We start from the raw sequence: 17,324 nt of genomic DNA, 5'->3' as shown, positions 1-17,324 counted from the left end.
ATTTGTCAGCTTTTTTTCATACTCATAAATAACTTTTCTGCGTAAGGATTTAAAAACATTCCCATTTCATCTAGCGACTTCCTCACATGTAAAAACGAATGAAATTCTGGATATATATGTTGTAATTGCTCATACGATAAAGTATGCATTTTCCCCCAATGCGGGCGCCCTTCATATTTCAGAAAGATCTTTTCCACTTCACCAAAATAAGCTGCATATTTCATACCTTTATACATATGAACAGCGATATAAGCTGAATCTCTTCCGTGCGCTGGACTCAGCCATATATCATCACCTTTCACATAGCGACATTCAATTGGAAAATGCACCTTATACTTTTTCTTTTCAATAAGTTTTGAAATCTCCTCTACAGCATCCCTCATATACTTCGATGGGACACTATACTCCATTTCATAAAATGGAACCGTACGTGATGTAGCGAACACTTCATAGCTTGGTCCAATTATTTTTGTGTTTGGTACAGCCTTAGCTGATAATCGACTTACCCTTTTACTTATGGAAGGGAACCATTTACAGCCTTTAGATAATAAAGAGAACATCCTATTTTCCAGTAACTCCACCTTTAGTTTATGCCATTTCAAATCACTTTCTTTACTCATTGTTTCATTTGTAAACTTCACTTGTACCTCCTCTGAATAAGGAAAGACAAAAAATTCAAAGTGACGATTCTTCTTATATTCTTCTAGCTTGTTCATTACAGTAGATAATGACTGTTTTTCACTTTCATAAACGAGCGAATACGCTGGAATAACCTTCAATTTTATCTTCACAATTATACCTAGCATCCCAAGCGACAACTGAAATGCTTTCCAATATTCGATGTTTTCGGTTTCTGAACACACTATACTCTCTCCTGTAGATAAAACTGCCGTAATCTCCATAACTTGTGTCGATAAACTCCCAAAAGTAACACCCGTCCCATGAGTTCCCGTACTAATCGCTCCTGCAATAGATTGTGAATCAATATCTCCTAAATTTTCTTGCGCATAACCTTTCTCTTCAAGTAACTTCCCTAAATCATGTAGTTTTGTTCCTGCCCATACTTCGACTGTCATATTCTCTATATCAACATCCATAATCCCTTTCAGTTCATCTAACGAAACTAAAATTTCTTCCGTTTGCACAAGAGGTGTAAACGAGTGTCCGGAACCGACGACACGAATTTTCTTTCCTTTTTTTCGTGCAAGCCCCACAACTTCTACTACATCTTGTATACTTTCTGGGTACATCGTATAATGCGGCGTTCCTTCTACATTCCCTGTCCAATTTCTCCATTTTTGTCCCTTTATAGAAAGCATTGACCATCCCCCCGATATGTTGAATACTCCCCAACGATTTCTCCTTTTTTAACACGATATAAAAAAGGAAACCGCTCACATAACTCTCCAGCTTTACTATGGCGAAACAAGATGGAATCACCTATATCTACTCGTTCCTCACCGTTATAAAAAATTGGTGTTTGTACCTCACCGGCACCTTCTAAAGGTAATAGTTTTGCACCATTCGGTCTCCAAACCTCAGGCTCTTTATCTTTTCCAACTGCCCCTGAAGCAATGTACCCACCACCGAGGCAAGTATAAATAGACAGGTCTGGTTTACGCACAACTGGTAAAGCAAATCCGACAGCTGGCTGAAATTTCACTTCTTTATAGTAATCAAACAGTTTCGGCGAATAAAAAGCAGAGCCTACCGTAATCTCTGTAACTGAATTATCTTTCTCAGTTGTTTTTATACTTCCTGTGCCTCCTCCATTTACAAATCTTAGATCAATACCTAGGTTTTGTATTTCTTTTACGATATGTCCTCTTCTTTCTTTAACTTCTAACACCGATTTCTTCTTTAAATACGAAATCGCTTTACTTTTCATCCATTGATTCGGTATATGATCCCCCACCCCGGCAATTTGAGCTTCATATCCCATTACACCATCTAGTATTAAATATAATGAATCCTTCACCTTTTTTACTATTTTCAAAGCGCCCTGTACATCTTTTACCGGAGATCTTTTTACACCAAAATGAAATTGAAAAAAACGACTACTCATATCAATATCCAAACAAACACGAAAACAGCCTTGAGACTTCTTCGCAATTTTTTCTAAATAAACAATATGCTCTTCACAATCTACCATACAAGTTATAACGAGCCCTTGCTTCGTCAGCAGACTAATTTCATGTAAAGCTCTTTCATCATAAGCAGGATACCCTAGCAATACATCATTAAATCCTTGTTCAATTAAAAATAAAGCTTCTCTAGGTGAAAAGCACATAATACCTTGAAACCGATTATTTGCAGCTAAAATCTTTTTCATAATCGGAACGGAGCGTAATGATTTACTCGCTATACGAATATTCTTATTTCCACTTAACTCTGTAATCGATTGAATATTTTCCTCTAAAGCCACTTCATCTAAAAATGCACACGGTAATGGAACTTCCTTAAAAATTCCTCTATCCACATTCTTCTCTCCTCTTCTACATATGTCTTATACATATTGGAAAGAAAGTTTGAATTTCCTCTTACAAAATAAAAAAGTTTCTTCATATTAAGAAGAAACTTTTTTCAGGACTACTTCATAGAAATAATCGCCTCTACTGGATAATGATCCGAATAATCATCATACGTATATTTTTTGAACCATGATGTAACAGACCACTTTGGCGATTTCACTTGTAATACTTTATTCTCTACATATGATGGAGTTGCATGTTCTTTACTTGTCATGATGTAGTCCAAATGTTCCGCAGGGCTATCGGGATAATTGTATTTCGCAATGCTATTTGTCGTTGCATCCCAAGTTGCTGTATGTCCAGTATAAGATGGTACAGAAGCGTTCAATATTTTAAACATAGATGCATACTCTGAATCACTCTTATTCTCTGCATTTATTTTATTTACGTTCATATCACCACCAATTAAAACATACTCGTTATTTGGTATATTTTTATTTTTAATAAAACCTTGAATTTCTTTTAACTGGTTTGTACGTACAGATGCCGGTGAAGTTTTTCCACACATACTATCTTCAGCCTGCAAATGCGTCCCAATTACATGAACGAAACGATCATCTTTCTTGATTTTCGTGTATACAAATCCTTTATTTGACAAATTATCTGGCCCGCATCCTTTTGTAAATACATATTGAATCTTTTCAACGATCGGCCATTTACTCACGATTGCAACGCCCCCATCTTCAGGAGTTGAAGATGAATAGTTCCCTAACGTTTTATCCCATTCATTTCCGTTACTACGACCTAGTACCGCTGTTTGATTCGGATATTCTTTCTTCAAGTTTCCTAATAAGCGATTTGAAGCACTATTATCAAACACTTCATTTAATATAACAACATCTTGATTCTTTATATAATCCGCTGCCCCAATTAAATCAGCACGCTGGCTTTGTCCCCAGTTCGGATATAAGTTTGTTGATAGCATGTACACATTATGCGTCATTACCTTTAATGTATTATTTTCATTTATGGATACATCCGCTTGAGCAGGAGATCCGCTATATAAAGCTCCTAAGCCAATGCCAAAGCTAAGTACACCTTTTAGTAATCTGCTTTTCATATTTCATATCCCCCATGTGTTGTATAGTAATAAAAAGGCCAAATGCTCTATTTTGACATTTGACCTTCTTCAAAGACTTAACGATTTCCGTACGTATCAAACCAAAGCTGAATATATCCAGCAGTTACACGTTGTGCTTCCATTAATCGCTTACCAGTCGTTGGTGTAACTTCAGCACGCCATTTATCCGCATAACTTTGTGATACAGCCGCTTTCACAAACCAACTTTTCGTATTACTATTTACAATACCAGAGTAATCTTGCTTCGCAGCTACTGCCGCTCCATGAATCCATTCTTCTGGATTCATACCTTTCCAATTCCAATATCCATTTCCGTCCGTTACTTTATAATTATCTTTAATTGTATCTACAAAGTTTTCATATTTAGAATGGAACCCTTGTGGATACGAAAGATTCGTAAAGTTTGCCGCATGCATTGGCTGATTTACATCTCCTAAATAATGAAGAGATAGTCCTAAATAGAAGAATGCTTGTTTCATATCTTTATTTTTGTAAGACTCACCAGCTAATTTAAAATATTTATTTCCTGTTTCTTTCGCCTGTTTTGCAAGTCCAACATATGTTTTCCCAGTATCAGGATCATAGAAATGAGAAGTAAATGTACTATTATCATAATAAGGATTTTCATAATCAGCAGCATAAATACCTTTCTCTAAATCTGTACGCCATGCATTTAATAGCGCTACTTCATCTTGCCTTACAAGAGTTGTATTACGAGACATAATATCAATAGCACGGTTTACAATCCATAAATGAGAATTTACACCTTCTGAGTGTGTATCTTCCGCAGACCAATACTGAGTAATAATTGGTACATTTCCTTCATTCTTTTCATGTGCAAAAGCTACATTTTGTAATGGTGCTACTAACGTAATCGCAGCTGCTAAAGCAAGAACTTTCTTTTTCATATGAAATCCTCCATTTTATAATTAAGTTATTGTAAATATTTTGTTAGGATCCTACGACGTCTTTCAGTTAACCTATAATTAGAATATCCCACCTTTCACCGAACTTCTATCATTTAATCAAAATATGCAAATGTTCATATCATTATACCTTTATACATAGTGAACGCAATGAATGAATGAATGAATGAATGCACTTACATTGTAATAAAGTATTATTAAGCTACTGCAAATACTTGTCTAAAATAATGTAAAAAAAGAGTAAAGCAATTAATGCTTTACTCTTTTTTTCTCTTCGATAGTATACTTGGCAATTGCACGTTAACTGCCAACTTATGAATAAATCCAAAAACTAATCCGATCCCGATAAATATGTATAATATCGTAAATATCTTTCCAAAGTCAGTTTGAGGACTGAAATTTCCATCCCCAACAGTAGTAAGGGTCACGACGCTAAAATATAAAGCATCAAGAGGACGTAATCCCTCCACTGTGCTATAAAAGATCGTACCAGATATTAAAGTTAGAATTGTTAATACGAATAACACTTGAAATTCTTTATCTTTCCACGCTCGTAAACAAGCTTTTAACATCCGTTTCAATGTCAACATAAATGAAAGCATTAAACTTCCCCTTCCAAACAAAATACCTTTAGTTAAAGGAAAGTCTATCACCTTTCTGTATAGAAAAAAAGTAGCCCTCTTCTATTTCTAGAAAAGAGCTACTTTTTACTATTCTCTACTATTTAGGTGAAACAAGAATTTTCACTTGTGTTTTATCTTTTACAAGTGCTTCAAATCCTTCTTCAACAACTTGATCCACTGTGATTTTTTTCGTAATTAATTTCTCTGCTTGAATTTGGCCAGAGCTAATTAATTTAATAACAGCTGGGAAGATATGGCGGTATCCAAGAATACCGATAACCTCTTTTTCTTTTAATACAAGGTTATTCGGAGTAATTGTTGCATCTTTTTCCCATACACTAACAATTACAGTTTGTCCTTCGAAGCTTGTACTTTCAATTGCTTGACGAAGTACTACTTCAACACCTGTTACTTCAAAGCTCACATTTACACCTAAACCATTTGTTAAGTTACGAATTTCTGCTAGTACATCTTGAGTAGCTGGATTTAATACATAATCCGCACCTGCTAATTTTGCTAACTCTTGACGTTCTTTAGAAAGTTCAACTGCAATAACAGGAGTTGCTCCCGCTGCTTTAGCTGCTTGAATAACAAGAAGTCCAATTGGACCACAACCAAATACTGCTACTGCTTCCCCTTCTTTTAATTTACTTTGACGCACTGCATGAACTGCTACTGCTGCTGGTTCTACAAGTGCACCTTGTTCATACGTCATTTCATCAGGAATATGGTGAACCATATCTTCTGGTACTACTGTATATTCAGAGAAACCGCCGCCATCTCCGCCAAGACCATGGAAAACAAGTTGTTCACAAACATTGTAATGTCCATGTTTACAAGCTTCACATTTACCACAAGAATAAATTGGTTCTACAACGACGCGATCTCCCACTTTATGAGAAGTAACGCCTTCACCGATTTCAACTACCTCACCGCTAAACTCATGACCTAAAATAACTGGTGCTTTTACATGTGTTAATGGGTGCTCTTCTGTTGGAATAAAAATAGGTCCTGCTAAATATTCATGCAGGTCTGTCCCGCAGATACCACACCATTTAACTTTGATCTTAACTGCTCCTGGTCTTACAGTTGGTTCTGGTACTTCTTCTACTCGTACATCACGTTGATTATGCCAAAGTAATGCTTTCATTTTATACATCCCTCTCTATGTATATACTTAACCTGGTGAAGTTTACAAATCTATTATAATACTTCTATCCATATATTTCAAAAAAACAATCTCATTTCCACTAAATTTTAACAAATAATGTTCAATATTTTGTCACTTTGTACTTTTTTCCACATCTGTTAATTCAATTTCATTGCGGTTGAAATTAGCATTATGCCATAATAGCATAGGAGAGGTGAATATCGCTTGAAATATTTTATTTACTTTATTGTTATCGTAGCGTTTCTAGATACATTTTCACAATTACCTATTATGAGTACGTTCGCTCAAAGTCTTGGAGGATCTCCTCTTATTATTGGGCTAGTTGTCGGTATGTACTCATTCGCTAATATGATTGGTAATATTATTGCTGGCGCTGCTGTCGATAAATTTGGTGCAAAAAAAATACTTTATATAAGCATGGGACTTACGAGTTTCATAGTCTTGTTATACACCGTTGTTCAAAGTGGTGAACAACTATTAGTTGTGCGCTTTATGCACGGCTTTAGTGACGGATTTTTAATTCCTGCTGCCTTTACGTTTTTATCAAAACAAACAAATTCAGCAAGACAAGGTAAGGCAATGGCTCTATCTGGCGCTGCTGTTGGAACAGCTGCAATTGTAGGCCCTGCTTTCAGTGGTATTATGAAAGCTACTGCTGGTATAGAGTGGGTATTCATTACCATTTCTATTTTAATGGTCCTTGGTACAATCGTATCTCTATTCTTCTTACCAAATAACGTATCAAGAAAAGATACATCAAGAACGCAAATGATGAACAAAGAAGATATGATTGAACTGTTAAAATCAGAGCCGTTATTGCAAGCATACATCGGTGCTTTCACATTAATGTTTTCACAAGGAATTGTCACATATATGTTACCAGTAAAAGTTGAGGCATTAGCGCTTAAAGCGTCTACTACAGGTATGATGTTAAGTGTATTTGGCATTACCGCTATCCTCTTCTTCTTACTACCAACAAATCGTATTTACGATCGATTTAATCGTTCAAAACTAATGTTGATTGGTATTGCCGTTATGGCATTAGCACTATCTTTACTCGGATTATTCACAACAAAAGGTATGCTCTTTATCGTTATGATGATTTACGGTATTGGATTCGCTATCCTTTTCCCATCGATAAATGCATTACTCGTTGAAAATACGACAGATGATAAACGCGGAAAAGCATTCGGATTGTTTTATGCTTTCTTCTCATTAGGAGTTGTTGCTGGCTCCTTTACAGTCGGAGCAATTGGAGCATCACCTAGCGCTAGCTTCGTTATCGGAAGTGCATTCTTAGTAACATTTGCTGGAATGATTTATGTCCGAAGCAAAATAAAAGACAAAGGCAAAGTAAAAAAGACAATGATAGGCTAATTCCATCATTGTCTTTTTTTCGCCTAATATATTACTTTTGTGTATAACTAAGTAATACTGTAAATAAGCTTATGTATAAAATCAATACTACCTTCTTCCTTTAAAAAAGAAACTAAATAAATACCGACGATACTTCGACAATTTCCTCGGAAATATTTCTTTTCCCCACATAATTTGATAGACTACATGTGAACAAACACTTGTATTTCATAAACTAAGATAATAACTTACTGTACAAATTAAAAAGCACAATCTTCATATGAAGATTGTGCTTTTATGTTATTAACGTTTAATCCATACAGCGCCTGCTGATTTATCCTCTGCTTGTCCAACAACTTGGAATTTAAGTCCAAGGTTTGGAACTTTTCTTCCCGCATCAGCAATTTGTTTATTACTGTATACTTTTGAATCATCAAAAGTTGTCACACCTTGTAATCCAGAATAATTAAACTGTCCGCGTGTTAACGAATTTGCACTCCATGCTGGCGTTTGATCAAATGAAAATGCAGCGTCCGCAATTTGCATGCCTGTATTACCGTATGCTGGTTTCCCATTTAAATTACCAACAAACGCTTCTGGATGAGAGTCGACAACCCCAAGGAAGCCTTCACCTGGATGCACCCCAACCCAGTTATCTTTAAAACTATCATCTGCATACCAAACGACAAGACCTGTATTATACACTGGACCTTTTCCTGCTTTTAATCCATTATCTGATCCCGCATAGTTTCTCCATTCTAAATAATAATAATGAGGTTTTTTCTCTGTCCCATCAGAAACAACGAATCCATTTAACTTCATTTTAGACGGTCCTTCTACATCATCAGAAAATACTACTTGTCCATCAACTGTTACATTTACATCATCCATTGCGAAACCTTTATATGTTAAAGCTGGATCGGTAATATAGTCAAATTGCAGTTTCACTTTCTTTCCTTTAAATTGACTTAAATCGTATGATTTATCAATCCACTTTCCATCTGTTGTATCTTTATCATCTTGTACTATCTTTTCTCCTAATCTATCAATCAATGTTTTCGTTCCATCTTCTGTTACTGCATGCACTTCGACAAAATCACACTCTGCTTCTAACTCATAATTTGCTTTATAATCAAATTTTGCATTTGTTCCTTTTGTTAAATCAAGGAACGGTGTTTCTAACGTTGTATGCATATCATCGCCTCTTGTACTATAATATGCATGCTTTCCAAATTCCGGTTTAATCGTTTCTACACTCTTACCTGGTAAGTTAACACGTACAACGCCTGGACGATTAGATTTCGTAACACTTTGATCAATATATGTAGGAACGCCTACACCACGCTTAATTTTATCGTAATCTACTTCTAAAATTTTTGCCCAGTTTCCACCCATATTTTTTTGCAAGAAGTCTTTATTTTGTGGCGAAAAACTAGTTGGCTCTGTTCCTGCAATTTTCCCTGTCCAACTACCTCCGCTCATTAATGACCAAGCTTCGACAGGTGAACCAGTTCCAGTATATTTCGTGTCATATTCATCCGGTAAGCCAAGGTCATGTCCAAATTCATGCGCAAATACACCTACTGCTCCATCTTCTGGTTCAATTGTGTAATCATGCGCTGTTACTTTTCCACCAAAGTAATCTACATTTGATTTTGTACCTTCAATCGCTACTGGATCTACCGCTAATTTTGAACGGTGTGACCAGATTGCATCATCACCTAATTTTCCGCCACCTGCCTCTTGACCAACACCAGCATGGATTACCATTAAATGATCAATTACACCGTCAGGCTCATTTTGATTTCCATCACCATTTGTATCATATCTATCGAATTGATCAAATTGAGATAAATCTAACCCTTTCTCAGCAGCTGCATGTAAAGCTTCTTTCACTAAATCACGTGCACCTTTTGGACCTTTGTTATCATGACCACTGTTACCATCAGCACCGTAGTCAGATGCTTTCCCTGGAACAGTTAGCCACTCAGTTACATATCCATCTGTCGTATAACTACCGCCAGACTGCTCTTCGTAATATTGCTTAAATGTTTTTACTTTCGAACCGTCAAATAATGTGTATGGTTCATTACCAAATAACATCTTTTGATAATGCTCTCTACTAAAGTCTTTCGAATACATATAACCTGGTGTTTGATCAATATTATTATGTTTATAATCACTAAATTCAACGAGTAACACTAGTACTTTATCAGTTCGAACAGATCCCTTATATGGAGCTTGCTTTGCCTTAGATGTTGGAACTTGCCCATTCAATTGTTTTTTATTTGGTTCTGGCCTTTGCTCAGGGCTAACATTTTTTTCAGGTTTCTTTACCTTTTCCTTTTCTTCCATTTTTTTCTCTTTTACTTTTTTCACGAAATCAGATGCCTCTTTAGCAGTATCAGCTGGAAGAATTTCTTTATTTGCCTGATCCCCTTGTTTCTTTTCAATATATTTCTCTACAGCCTTTTTCGTCTCTTCTTTAGAAGATGCTGGATTAATTGTTCCTCTTTCTTTCAGAGCTTCCGCTAAACGATCTTCTTGAATTAAATTGTAATCAATTGGTGTTGTAGACACATTATCTTTCTCTTTTGCTGGCGTTTCTGCGTATGCTAATGGAGCACTCATTACAGATGTGCATCCGATAATTGCCGCAATTGCTAATGACGATAACACTTTAAATGGCGCTTTTCTTCTCATTCCATTTCTCTCCTTTTATAAAACTTAAAATTCAGATAAATAGTTGCATTTTTGTCGAAATCCCTGTTTACTACCTCCCTATATAAAAAGGCATAATTCTATAAACGTTAAACTTTCTGTTATAGAATCATGCCCTCCAGTTTTCTGGTCAGACCCTCTATCTGTTTATCCCGCTTTAACGGGCAGTAAGACTCCCACCTCAAAATTCGGTGAATGCGAGGAAGTTAGGTGGGAGATAACTGCTCGTAAAAGCCCGATTGGTAAAGGCTAATAATTAGTCGGTGGATGAACAAAGCCCCCCACTAATTAAAGTTTCACTTTATATCAAAATATAAAAAATAAAGAGTGATTTGTATATATTAAATAGTTTATATAACAAATTTAAAAGACAATATGCAAAATTGCATGAAAATTCTTTTAAAATACAAAAAAAGAATCCTAGTCAATTAAACTAGGATTCTTGATTTTCTATTATTTCTCTTGTGTTTTTTCCCAATCAGCTAAGAATTTCTCAATTCCTTGATCTGTTAATGGGTGCTTCACTAATGAAGCAATTACGTTTGCTGGGATTGTTGCAATATGTGCACCATTTAATGCTGCGTCAGTTACGTGAACGCTGTGACGTACAGATGCTGCGATGATTTCTGTTTCGATTCCGTGAATTGCAAAGATTTCTGCGATTTGGCGGATTAAGTCCATACCGTTATGACCGATATCATCTAAGCGACCTAAGAATGGTGAAACGTATGTCGCACCAGCACGAGCTGCAAGTAATGCTTGAACTGCTGAGAATACTAATGTAACGTTTGTACGAATTCCTAAGTCAGAGAATGCTTTTACTGCTTTTAAACCTTCAGTTGTCATTGGTACTTTTACAACAACGTTTGGAGCAATCTTCGCTAATTCTTTTCCTTCTTCAATCATTTTATCAGCTTCTAAGCTAATTACTTCTGCGCTTACAGGTCCTTCTATAAAGCTGCAAATTTCACGAATACGCTCATGGAAATCTACGCCTTCTTTTGCTACAAGTGATGGGTTTGTCGTTACTCCAGCTACTACGCCTAATGCATTTGCCTCTTTAATTTCGTTAATGTTTGCTGTATCAATAAAAAATTTCATTTGTTATTCTTCCTTCCTAATTTTCAATTTATATTTATTTGTTTTTCTTAATAAGCTCTAATTCAATCGGAATAGATTTGTCCACTTTTTTACCTTGCGTTATCTCTTTTGCTGTTTGCATCGCCTTCTCCCCGATTAATTCCGGTTTTTGAGCAACTGTTGCAGCCATACGCCCATCCTTAACCGCCTTCACAGCATCTTCTGTTGCATCAAATCCAACAACTACTACATCCGTTTTTCCAGCAGATTTCAATGCTTCAAGTGCTCCTAATGCCATTTCATCGTTATGCGCAAATACGGCTTTAATATCACCATTTGCTTGCAAAATGTTTTCCATAACAGATAATCCTTTTGCTCTATCAAAATCAGCCGCTTGTTTGGCAACTACTTTTAAAGACTTATCAGCTACGTTATGGAATCCTTTCCCGCGCTCACGAGCTGCTGAAGAGCCAGGGAGCCCTTCTAACTCCGCAACGTTTGCTCCCTCGCCAACTAATTCACGAATATAATCACTAGCCATTTGACCACCTTCGATATTGTTAGAAGCGATGTGAGAAACAACTTTACCTGCATTCGCAACGCGATCTACTGTAATGACAGGAACATTCGCGGCATTTGCCGCACTGACTGCTGAAGCAACAGCATCTGAATCGGTTGGATTAATAACAACTACATCGACACCTTTTTGAATTAAATCTTCAACATCATTTGTTTGCTTTGCTGCATCATTTTGCGCATCAACAGCAATCAATTCAATGCCGCTTTCTTTCGCTTTCTTTTCTGCACCCTTTTTCAAAGTTACGAAAAAGGGATTATTTAAAGTTGAAACCGAGAATCCAACTTTAATAGTTTTATTTCGACCTTTATCGCTAGAATCCTTTGCCCATTCTGGCGGTTCCATTGAACAACCAGCAGTAATGACCATAATACATGCAACGAGTATAAGTAACCATTTCTTCATGAACTGCCCCTCCATTACGCTTCTTTTCGACGATCAATTAATACAGCTAGTAAGATTACAAGTCCTTTTACAACTTGTTGGAAGAAAGAAGATACACCTAATAAATTTAAACCGTTATTTAGTACACCGATAATAAGTACACCGATAAATGTACCAACAATCCATCCTCTTCCTCCAGAAAGACTTGTCCCTCCTAATACAACTGCTGCAATTGCATCTAATTCGTAAGAAGTACCCGCAGTCGGCTGTGCAGAATCTAGTCGTGATGTTAAGACAATACCTGCAAGCGCTGCCAAAATCCCGGAAAGACCGTAAATCATTACTTTAATTCTCGTAACATTAATACCTGATAATGCTGCTGCTTCTTCATTTCCACCAATTGCAAATGTACGACGACCAAATGTCGTTTTCTTCAAAATGAAGTACAGTACTGCGAAAGCGATCATCATTGTAACAGCTGGTACGGGAATACCAAGAAAATAACCGCGGCCAAACATTTGGAACATTAAATGATCACCAAGACCAGTGATCGGACGTCCGTCCATATAAACAAGCGTCAACCCACGAAAAATAGTCATTGTTGCTAAAGTTGCAATAAATGGAGCTACCTTTCCCTTCGCAATGATGATACCGTTTACAATTCCCATTACAAGACCTGCTAATAATCCAACTGCCATTGCAAGAAACGGATCCATGCCACTTGCCATCATTCCAGCAACAAGTGCACTTGATAATGCTAAAATAGAACCTACCGATAAGTCAATACCCCCTGTTAAAATTACAAAGGTCATTCCGAATGCAATGAGTGCATTAATCGATACTTGGCGCAGTATATTAAATAAATTTGGAATTTCAATAAATGTCGGATTTAAAGCTGTAATTACTACGATAATTAACACTAAACCGATTAAAGAACCAAGTTGTTGTAATACATTCCCCTTCTTAGCCATATCTTACTCTCCCCCTGTAGCTAGTGCCATAATAGACTCTTGTGATGCCTCATCTTTCTCTAAAATACCTCCGATTTTCCCTTCATGAATGACAAGAACGCGATCACTCATTCCTAAAACTTCTGGAAGCTCAGATGATACCATAATAACGGCATCGCCTTGCTCGGTAAGCTTATTCATAATAGAGTAAATTTCTTTTTTCGCTCCAACATCGACACCTCTCGTTGGCTCGTCTAAAATGAGTAGTTGCGGATGAATACCTAACCATTTCGCGATTACAATCTTTTGCTGATTTCCACCAGAAAGAGATTTCACTGCTTGCTCTCCGCTAGATGCTTTCACATTAAGAAGCTTCATCATATCCTCTGTAAACTGCTGTTCTAGTTCGTTACTAAGGACACTTCCCTTTGAAAGACTTTCTAAATTCGGTAACGCTAAATTTTCTCGAATTGAGAAATCTAACACTAATCCTTCAGACTTTCTATCTTCTGTAATGAAAGCAATTCTTTGTCTAATTGCATCTATCGGACTATCAATCTTTACTTCTTGTCCATTTATAAAAATTTGCCCAGAATCTAACGGTTCATATCCAAATATCGCTTTCATAATATCTGTGCGGCCAGCTCCCATCAAACCAGCTACACCAAGGATCTCACCTTTTCTTACTTGAAACGAAACATTTTCAAATTTCCCCTTTTTCGTTCCATTACGCATTTCAAAAATCACTTCGCCAATTTGACTATTTCGTTCTGGGTAGCGTTCACCAATGCTGCGCCCCACCATCATACTCACTACTTCGTCAAATGACGTTTCTGGAATTAACCTCTTTCCTACGTATTCTCCATCACGTAAAATCGTAATGGCATCACATATTGAGAAAATCTCTTCCATGCGGTGCGAAATGTAGACGAATGAAACACCTTCTTTACGCAGCTTGTTTATCACTGTAAAGAGCGTTTCAATTTCACGATCTGTCAGTGCTGCAGTAGGTTCGTCCATAATAATAACGCTCGCGTTCGTCATTAAAGCTTTCGCAATTTCAATAATTTGCTGTTGTCCAACCGACAGCTCTCCTGCTAACATAGCACCTTTTACATGTAATCCTAACTCCGCTAGTTGCTGCTGAGTAATTGCATTCATTTGGCGAGTGCGTAAAATGCCTGTTTTACCGTACATTAACTCTTTACCGAGAAACATATTTTCAGCTACTGTTAAATTCGGTAATATGTTTAGTTCTTGATGTATAAATGCGATTCCGTACTCTTCAGCTTCTTTTGCATTTTTAAAAGTTCGTTCTTGCCCATCGATCGTGATTGTTCCACCATCTCTTTTGTATACACCTGTTAAAATCTTCATGAGCGTTGATTTACCCGCTCCATTTTCCCCCATCAATGCGTGGACTTCCCCTGTTTCAATCATAAACTGTGCCTTCTTCAAAACAGGATTGCCATTGAACGCCTTTGAAATGTTTTTCATTTCAATATGCATTCTCATCACTTCCCTTTATTAAAAAATCACGCCTGCATGTAAAATTACATTGGCATAAGGCGTAGCCTCGCCTGTACGAATAATCGCCTTCGCTTTCTTTGTATGCTCTTTAAATTGTTCATGAGATACATATTCAAATGCTGGCTCTATTAATTTCAACTCGATTTCTTTATTTACTTCCGCATTATTGTTAATGACTTCTTCTGCTAACGTCACTTTTTCAATTGCCATATCATCAGCTACCACTTGCAATACATCTAAAAAACTTGGTTTTCCAATCTCAACGGCTAAATCAATTCGCTTTACTCCGTCAGGAATCGGTAACCCGCAGTCTGCGATCACAATTGTATCTGTATGCCCAAGTGAAGCAAGGACTGATGCAATCTCACTGTTTAATACACCGTGCTTTTTCATCCGACAATCACCTGTACTTCACGTACTTTATTTCTCGTTGGCATACCACCTTGCGCCCCAAGCTTCGTTACAGAAAGACCACCAGCAATATTTGCAAAACGAATTGCTTTTTGAAGTGTTTCTCCTTCAGAAAGCGCAACTGCTAGCGCACCATTAAATGTATCACCAGCTCCAGTCGTATCTACTACATCAACAGCAATGCTCGGAACATGTACAATCCCCGTACCATTATGGAAGCGTACACCGTTAGAACCTTCTGTCATCAATAGTTTATTTGGATATTTAGCTAATAAATCTTCAATTGGTGATGTGAAATCATCTAATACGATGCGACACTCATGTTCATTTGGTGTAATATAAGTTGCCTTTTCTAAAATATCTTCTGATAATACTTGCGCTGGCGCTGGATTTAACATAACTGGAATATTATGCTCCTCACAAATAGCCAATACATATTTTACTGTTTCAAGTGGAATCTCTAGTTGAAGAACAACCATATCTGCTTTTATAAGAAGATCTTTAGAACGATCTACAACCGACTCATTTACAAGAGCATTCGCTCCTTGCACAACAACAATACTGTTATCCTCTTCTGCTAAAACGATATGAGCAATTCCTGTCGCCGTATCTGTAACCGGTACCACATAGTCGATAAAAACGCGTTCGTTCTCTAAATTTTTCCTAACGACAGTTCCATAATTATCGTTTCCTACCGCGCCAACCATCGCTACATTTGCGCCTAATCTTGCTGCCGCAACTGCTTGGTTCGCCCCTTTTCCTCCTGGGATTGTATGAAATGCTTCACCAATTACTGTTTCTCCTGCTTTTGGTCTTTTTTTTGAAACAGCCACTAAGTCCATTGAAATGCTACCTACTACTGCAATATTCGGCATCTGTTCCATCTCCTTACTTCGTTGTATTTCTCTCTATAATTTCAATCGGTAAACGATAGTGTTTCTCTTCTAACGGACTACCTTCCATCTGCTTTAACAGTAATTCTGTCGCAATTTTCCCCATTTCATAAATGGGTTGTGCAACCGTTGTAATAGACGGATACATCATTTCAGTTAAAGAAATTCCATCAAATCCGATAATTTGCAAATCATCTGGGATAGCAATGCCCTTTTGCATTGCTGCTTTTACGATACCAATTGCAATTAAATCGTTCCCTGCAACAATACCATCAATATGTGGGTATTCTTCTAATAATTCCATTGCTACCCGTTCACTATTAACTGGATCAAATGTACTCTCTGCAATCATATATGAAAGATTATTTTGCGTAATAACATCTATAAAACCTTCAAAACGTTCATTCGCTGTACTCACATCACGAGGTCCACGAATATGTGCAATATGTTTGCACCCTTTATCTAACAATAACTTTGTAGCAGCCTGACTCCCCGCATAGTTATCTGCATACACAGTAGGTATACGTTCATTAAACATACGGTCAATCGCAACGACTGGAACTGATAAATTCATGTAATTAACACTATTTTGTGGATTTGTTGCTACAATAAATCCATCCACATTATTTTGCCTAAGTACATCAATATATTGCTTTTCTTTCTCTAAACTCTCATCAGAATTACAAAGTACAACTGTGTACCCTTGCTTATGCGCTACATCTTCTACGGCACGTGCAACTTCTGGAAAGAATGGATTCACGATATTTGGAACAACTAAGCCAATTAAACGAGATTTTTTATTATACAGTGAACGCGCTACCGTACTAGGCTTATAATCTAACATCTCAATTGCACGCTCTACCTTTTTTAACGTATCCTCGTGAACATATCCATTTTTATTTAACACTCTGGAAACGGTCGCAACAGATACTCCCGCTAATTTTGCAACGTCTTTAATCGTACTCATGCTCTTTCCTCTCCATTTCATGTAACCGTTTACAGAAAATAATATAACGCATTTCGAAAAATACGTCAATCATTTCTCATTAAAAAGCTTTTAAGGTTATACTCAAAAAGCATCGCCCTAAGG

General features: G+C 36.8%; 15 protein-coding genes. 1 reads left to right on the top strand and 14 read right to left on the bottom strand.

Features of this window, described 5'->3' with window-relative positions; genetic code table 11:
* Nucleotides 1-5: 5 nt before the first annotated feature.
* The 6 genes from BAQ48_RS05225 to bdhA form a co-directional block, all read right to left on the bottom strand.
* The gene (locus BAQ48_RS05225) at nucleotides 6-1,319 is read right to left on the bottom strand and encodes a D-arabinono-1,4-lactone oxidase (RefSeq protein WP_071710270.1); all 1,314 of its coding nucleotides are present in this window, start codon (nucleotides 1,317-1,319) and stop codon (nucleotides 6-8) included.
* Nucleotides 1,307-2,479 carry an amino acid deaminase/aldolase gene (locus tag BAQ48_RS05220; protein ID WP_071710268.1) on the bottom strand — a complete coding sequence of 391 codons (1,173 nt, stop codon included), beginning with the start codon at nucleotides 2,477-2,479 and terminating at the stop codon, nucleotides 1,307-1,309. The genes BAQ48_RS05225 and BAQ48_RS05220 overlap by 13 nt, the downstream gene beginning before the upstream one ends.
* Before the next feature lie 110 nt (nucleotides 2,480-2,589).
* Entirely contained in the window at nucleotides 2,590-3,591 is a 1,002-nt protein-coding gene (sph, locus tag BAQ48_RS05215; protein WP_071710266.1) for a sphingomyelin phosphodiesterase, read from the bottom strand.
* A 77-nt stretch (nucleotides 3,592-3,668) separates the two neighbouring features.
* Nucleotides 3,669-4,520, bottom strand: a complete 852-nt coding sequence (gene cerA, locus BAQ48_RS05210) for a phospholipase CerA (RefSeq protein ID WP_071710264.1) — start codon at nucleotides 4,518-4,520, stop codon at nucleotides 3,669-3,671.
* Between the two features lie 275 nt (nucleotides 4,521-4,795).
* Complete coding sequence (locus BAQ48_RS05205) at nucleotides 4,796-5,140, bottom strand: potassium channel family protein (RefSeq protein WP_000948242.1); 345 nt, start codon at nucleotides 5,138-5,140, stop codon at nucleotides 4,796-4,798.
* A gap of 118 nt (nucleotides 5,141-5,258) precedes the next feature.
* Nucleotides 5,259-6,311, bottom strand: coding sequence for a (R,R)-butanediol dehydrogenase (gene bdhA, locus BAQ48_RS05200; protein WP_000645832.1), 1,053 nt, complete (start codon nucleotides 6,309-6,311; stop codon nucleotides 5,259-5,261).
* 225 nt (nucleotides 6,312-6,536) lie between these two features.
* Between bdhA and BAQ48_RS05195 the strand changes: the two genes are divergently transcribed.
* Nucleotides 6,537-7,709: an MFS transporter gene (locus BAQ48_RS05195; RefSeq protein ID WP_071710262.1), complete on the top strand. Its 1,173-nt coding sequence runs from the start codon at nucleotides 6,537-6,539 to the stop codon at nucleotides 7,707-7,709.
* A gap of 282 nt (nucleotides 7,710-7,991) precedes the next feature.
* Here the strand turns inward: BAQ48_RS05195 and inhA2 are convergent, their stop codons facing one another.
* From inhA2 to rbsR, 8 genes are all read right to left on the bottom strand, one after another.
* Nucleotides 7,992-10,391 carry a M6 family metalloprotease immune inhibitor InhA2 gene (inhA2, locus tag BAQ48_RS05190; protein WP_071710260.1) on the bottom strand — a complete coding sequence of 800 codons (2,400 nt, stop codon included), beginning with the start codon at nucleotides 10,389-10,391 and terminating at the stop codon, nucleotides 7,992-7,994.
* 471 nt (nucleotides 10,392-10,862) lie between these two features.
* Nucleotides 10,863-11,510, bottom strand: coding sequence for a fructose-6-phosphate aldolase (gene fsa, locus BAQ48_RS05180; RefSeq protein ID WP_000667666.1), 648 nt, complete (start codon nucleotides 11,508-11,510; stop codon nucleotides 10,863-10,865).
* A 34-nt stretch (nucleotides 11,511-11,544) separates the two neighbouring features.
* A complete protein-coding gene (gene rbsB / locus BAQ48_RS05175) occupies nucleotides 11,545-12,471 on the bottom strand; it encodes a ribose ABC transporter substrate-binding protein RbsB (protein ID WP_071710256.1) in 927 nt (308 codons plus the stop codon).
* A gap of 14 nt (nucleotides 12,472-12,485) precedes the next feature.
* Nucleotides 12,486-13,421: an ABC transporter permease subunit gene (locus tag BAQ48_RS05170; protein ID WP_071710254.1), complete on the bottom strand. Its 936-nt coding sequence runs from the start codon at nucleotides 13,419-13,421 to the stop codon at nucleotides 12,486-12,488.
* A 3-nt stretch (nucleotides 13,422-13,424) separates the two neighbouring features.
* Nucleotides 13,425-14,909 carry a ribose ABC transporter ATP-binding protein RbsA gene (gene rbsA, locus BAQ48_RS05165; protein WP_071710252.1) on the bottom strand — a complete coding sequence of 495 codons (1,485 nt, stop codon included), beginning with the start codon at nucleotides 14,907-14,909 and terminating at the stop codon, nucleotides 13,425-13,427.
* Nucleotides 14,910-14,927: 18 nt separating this feature from the next.
* Nucleotides 14,928-15,323, bottom strand: a complete 396-nt coding sequence (rbsD, locus tag BAQ48_RS05160) for a D-ribose pyranase (RefSeq protein ID WP_000716160.1) — start codon at nucleotides 15,321-15,323, stop codon at nucleotides 14,928-14,930.
* Nucleotides 15,320-16,216: a ribokinase gene (gene rbsK, locus BAQ48_RS05155; RefSeq protein ID WP_071710250.1), complete on the bottom strand. Its 897-nt coding sequence runs from the start codon at nucleotides 16,214-16,216 to the stop codon at nucleotides 15,320-15,322. Before rbsK ends, rbsD begins: the two co-directional genes overlap by 4 nt.
* A 13-nt stretch (nucleotides 16,217-16,229) precedes the next feature.
* Nucleotides 16,230-17,201, bottom strand: a complete 972-nt coding sequence (gene rbsR / locus BAQ48_RS05150; RefSeq protein WP_071710248.1) for a ribose operon transcriptional repressor RbsR — start codon at nucleotides 17,199-17,201, stop codon at nucleotides 16,230-16,232.
* Nucleotides 17,202-17,324: the final 123 nt, after the last annotated feature.

The sequence above is a fragment of the Bacillus luti genome, from assembly GCF_001884105.1.
Classification (GTDB): domain Bacteria; phylum Bacillota; class Bacilli; order Bacillales; family Bacillaceae_G; genus Bacillus_A; species Bacillus_A luti.
Note: the sequence above shows the minus strand (reverse complement) of the source record. Positions and strands in the feature narration are given on the sequence as shown.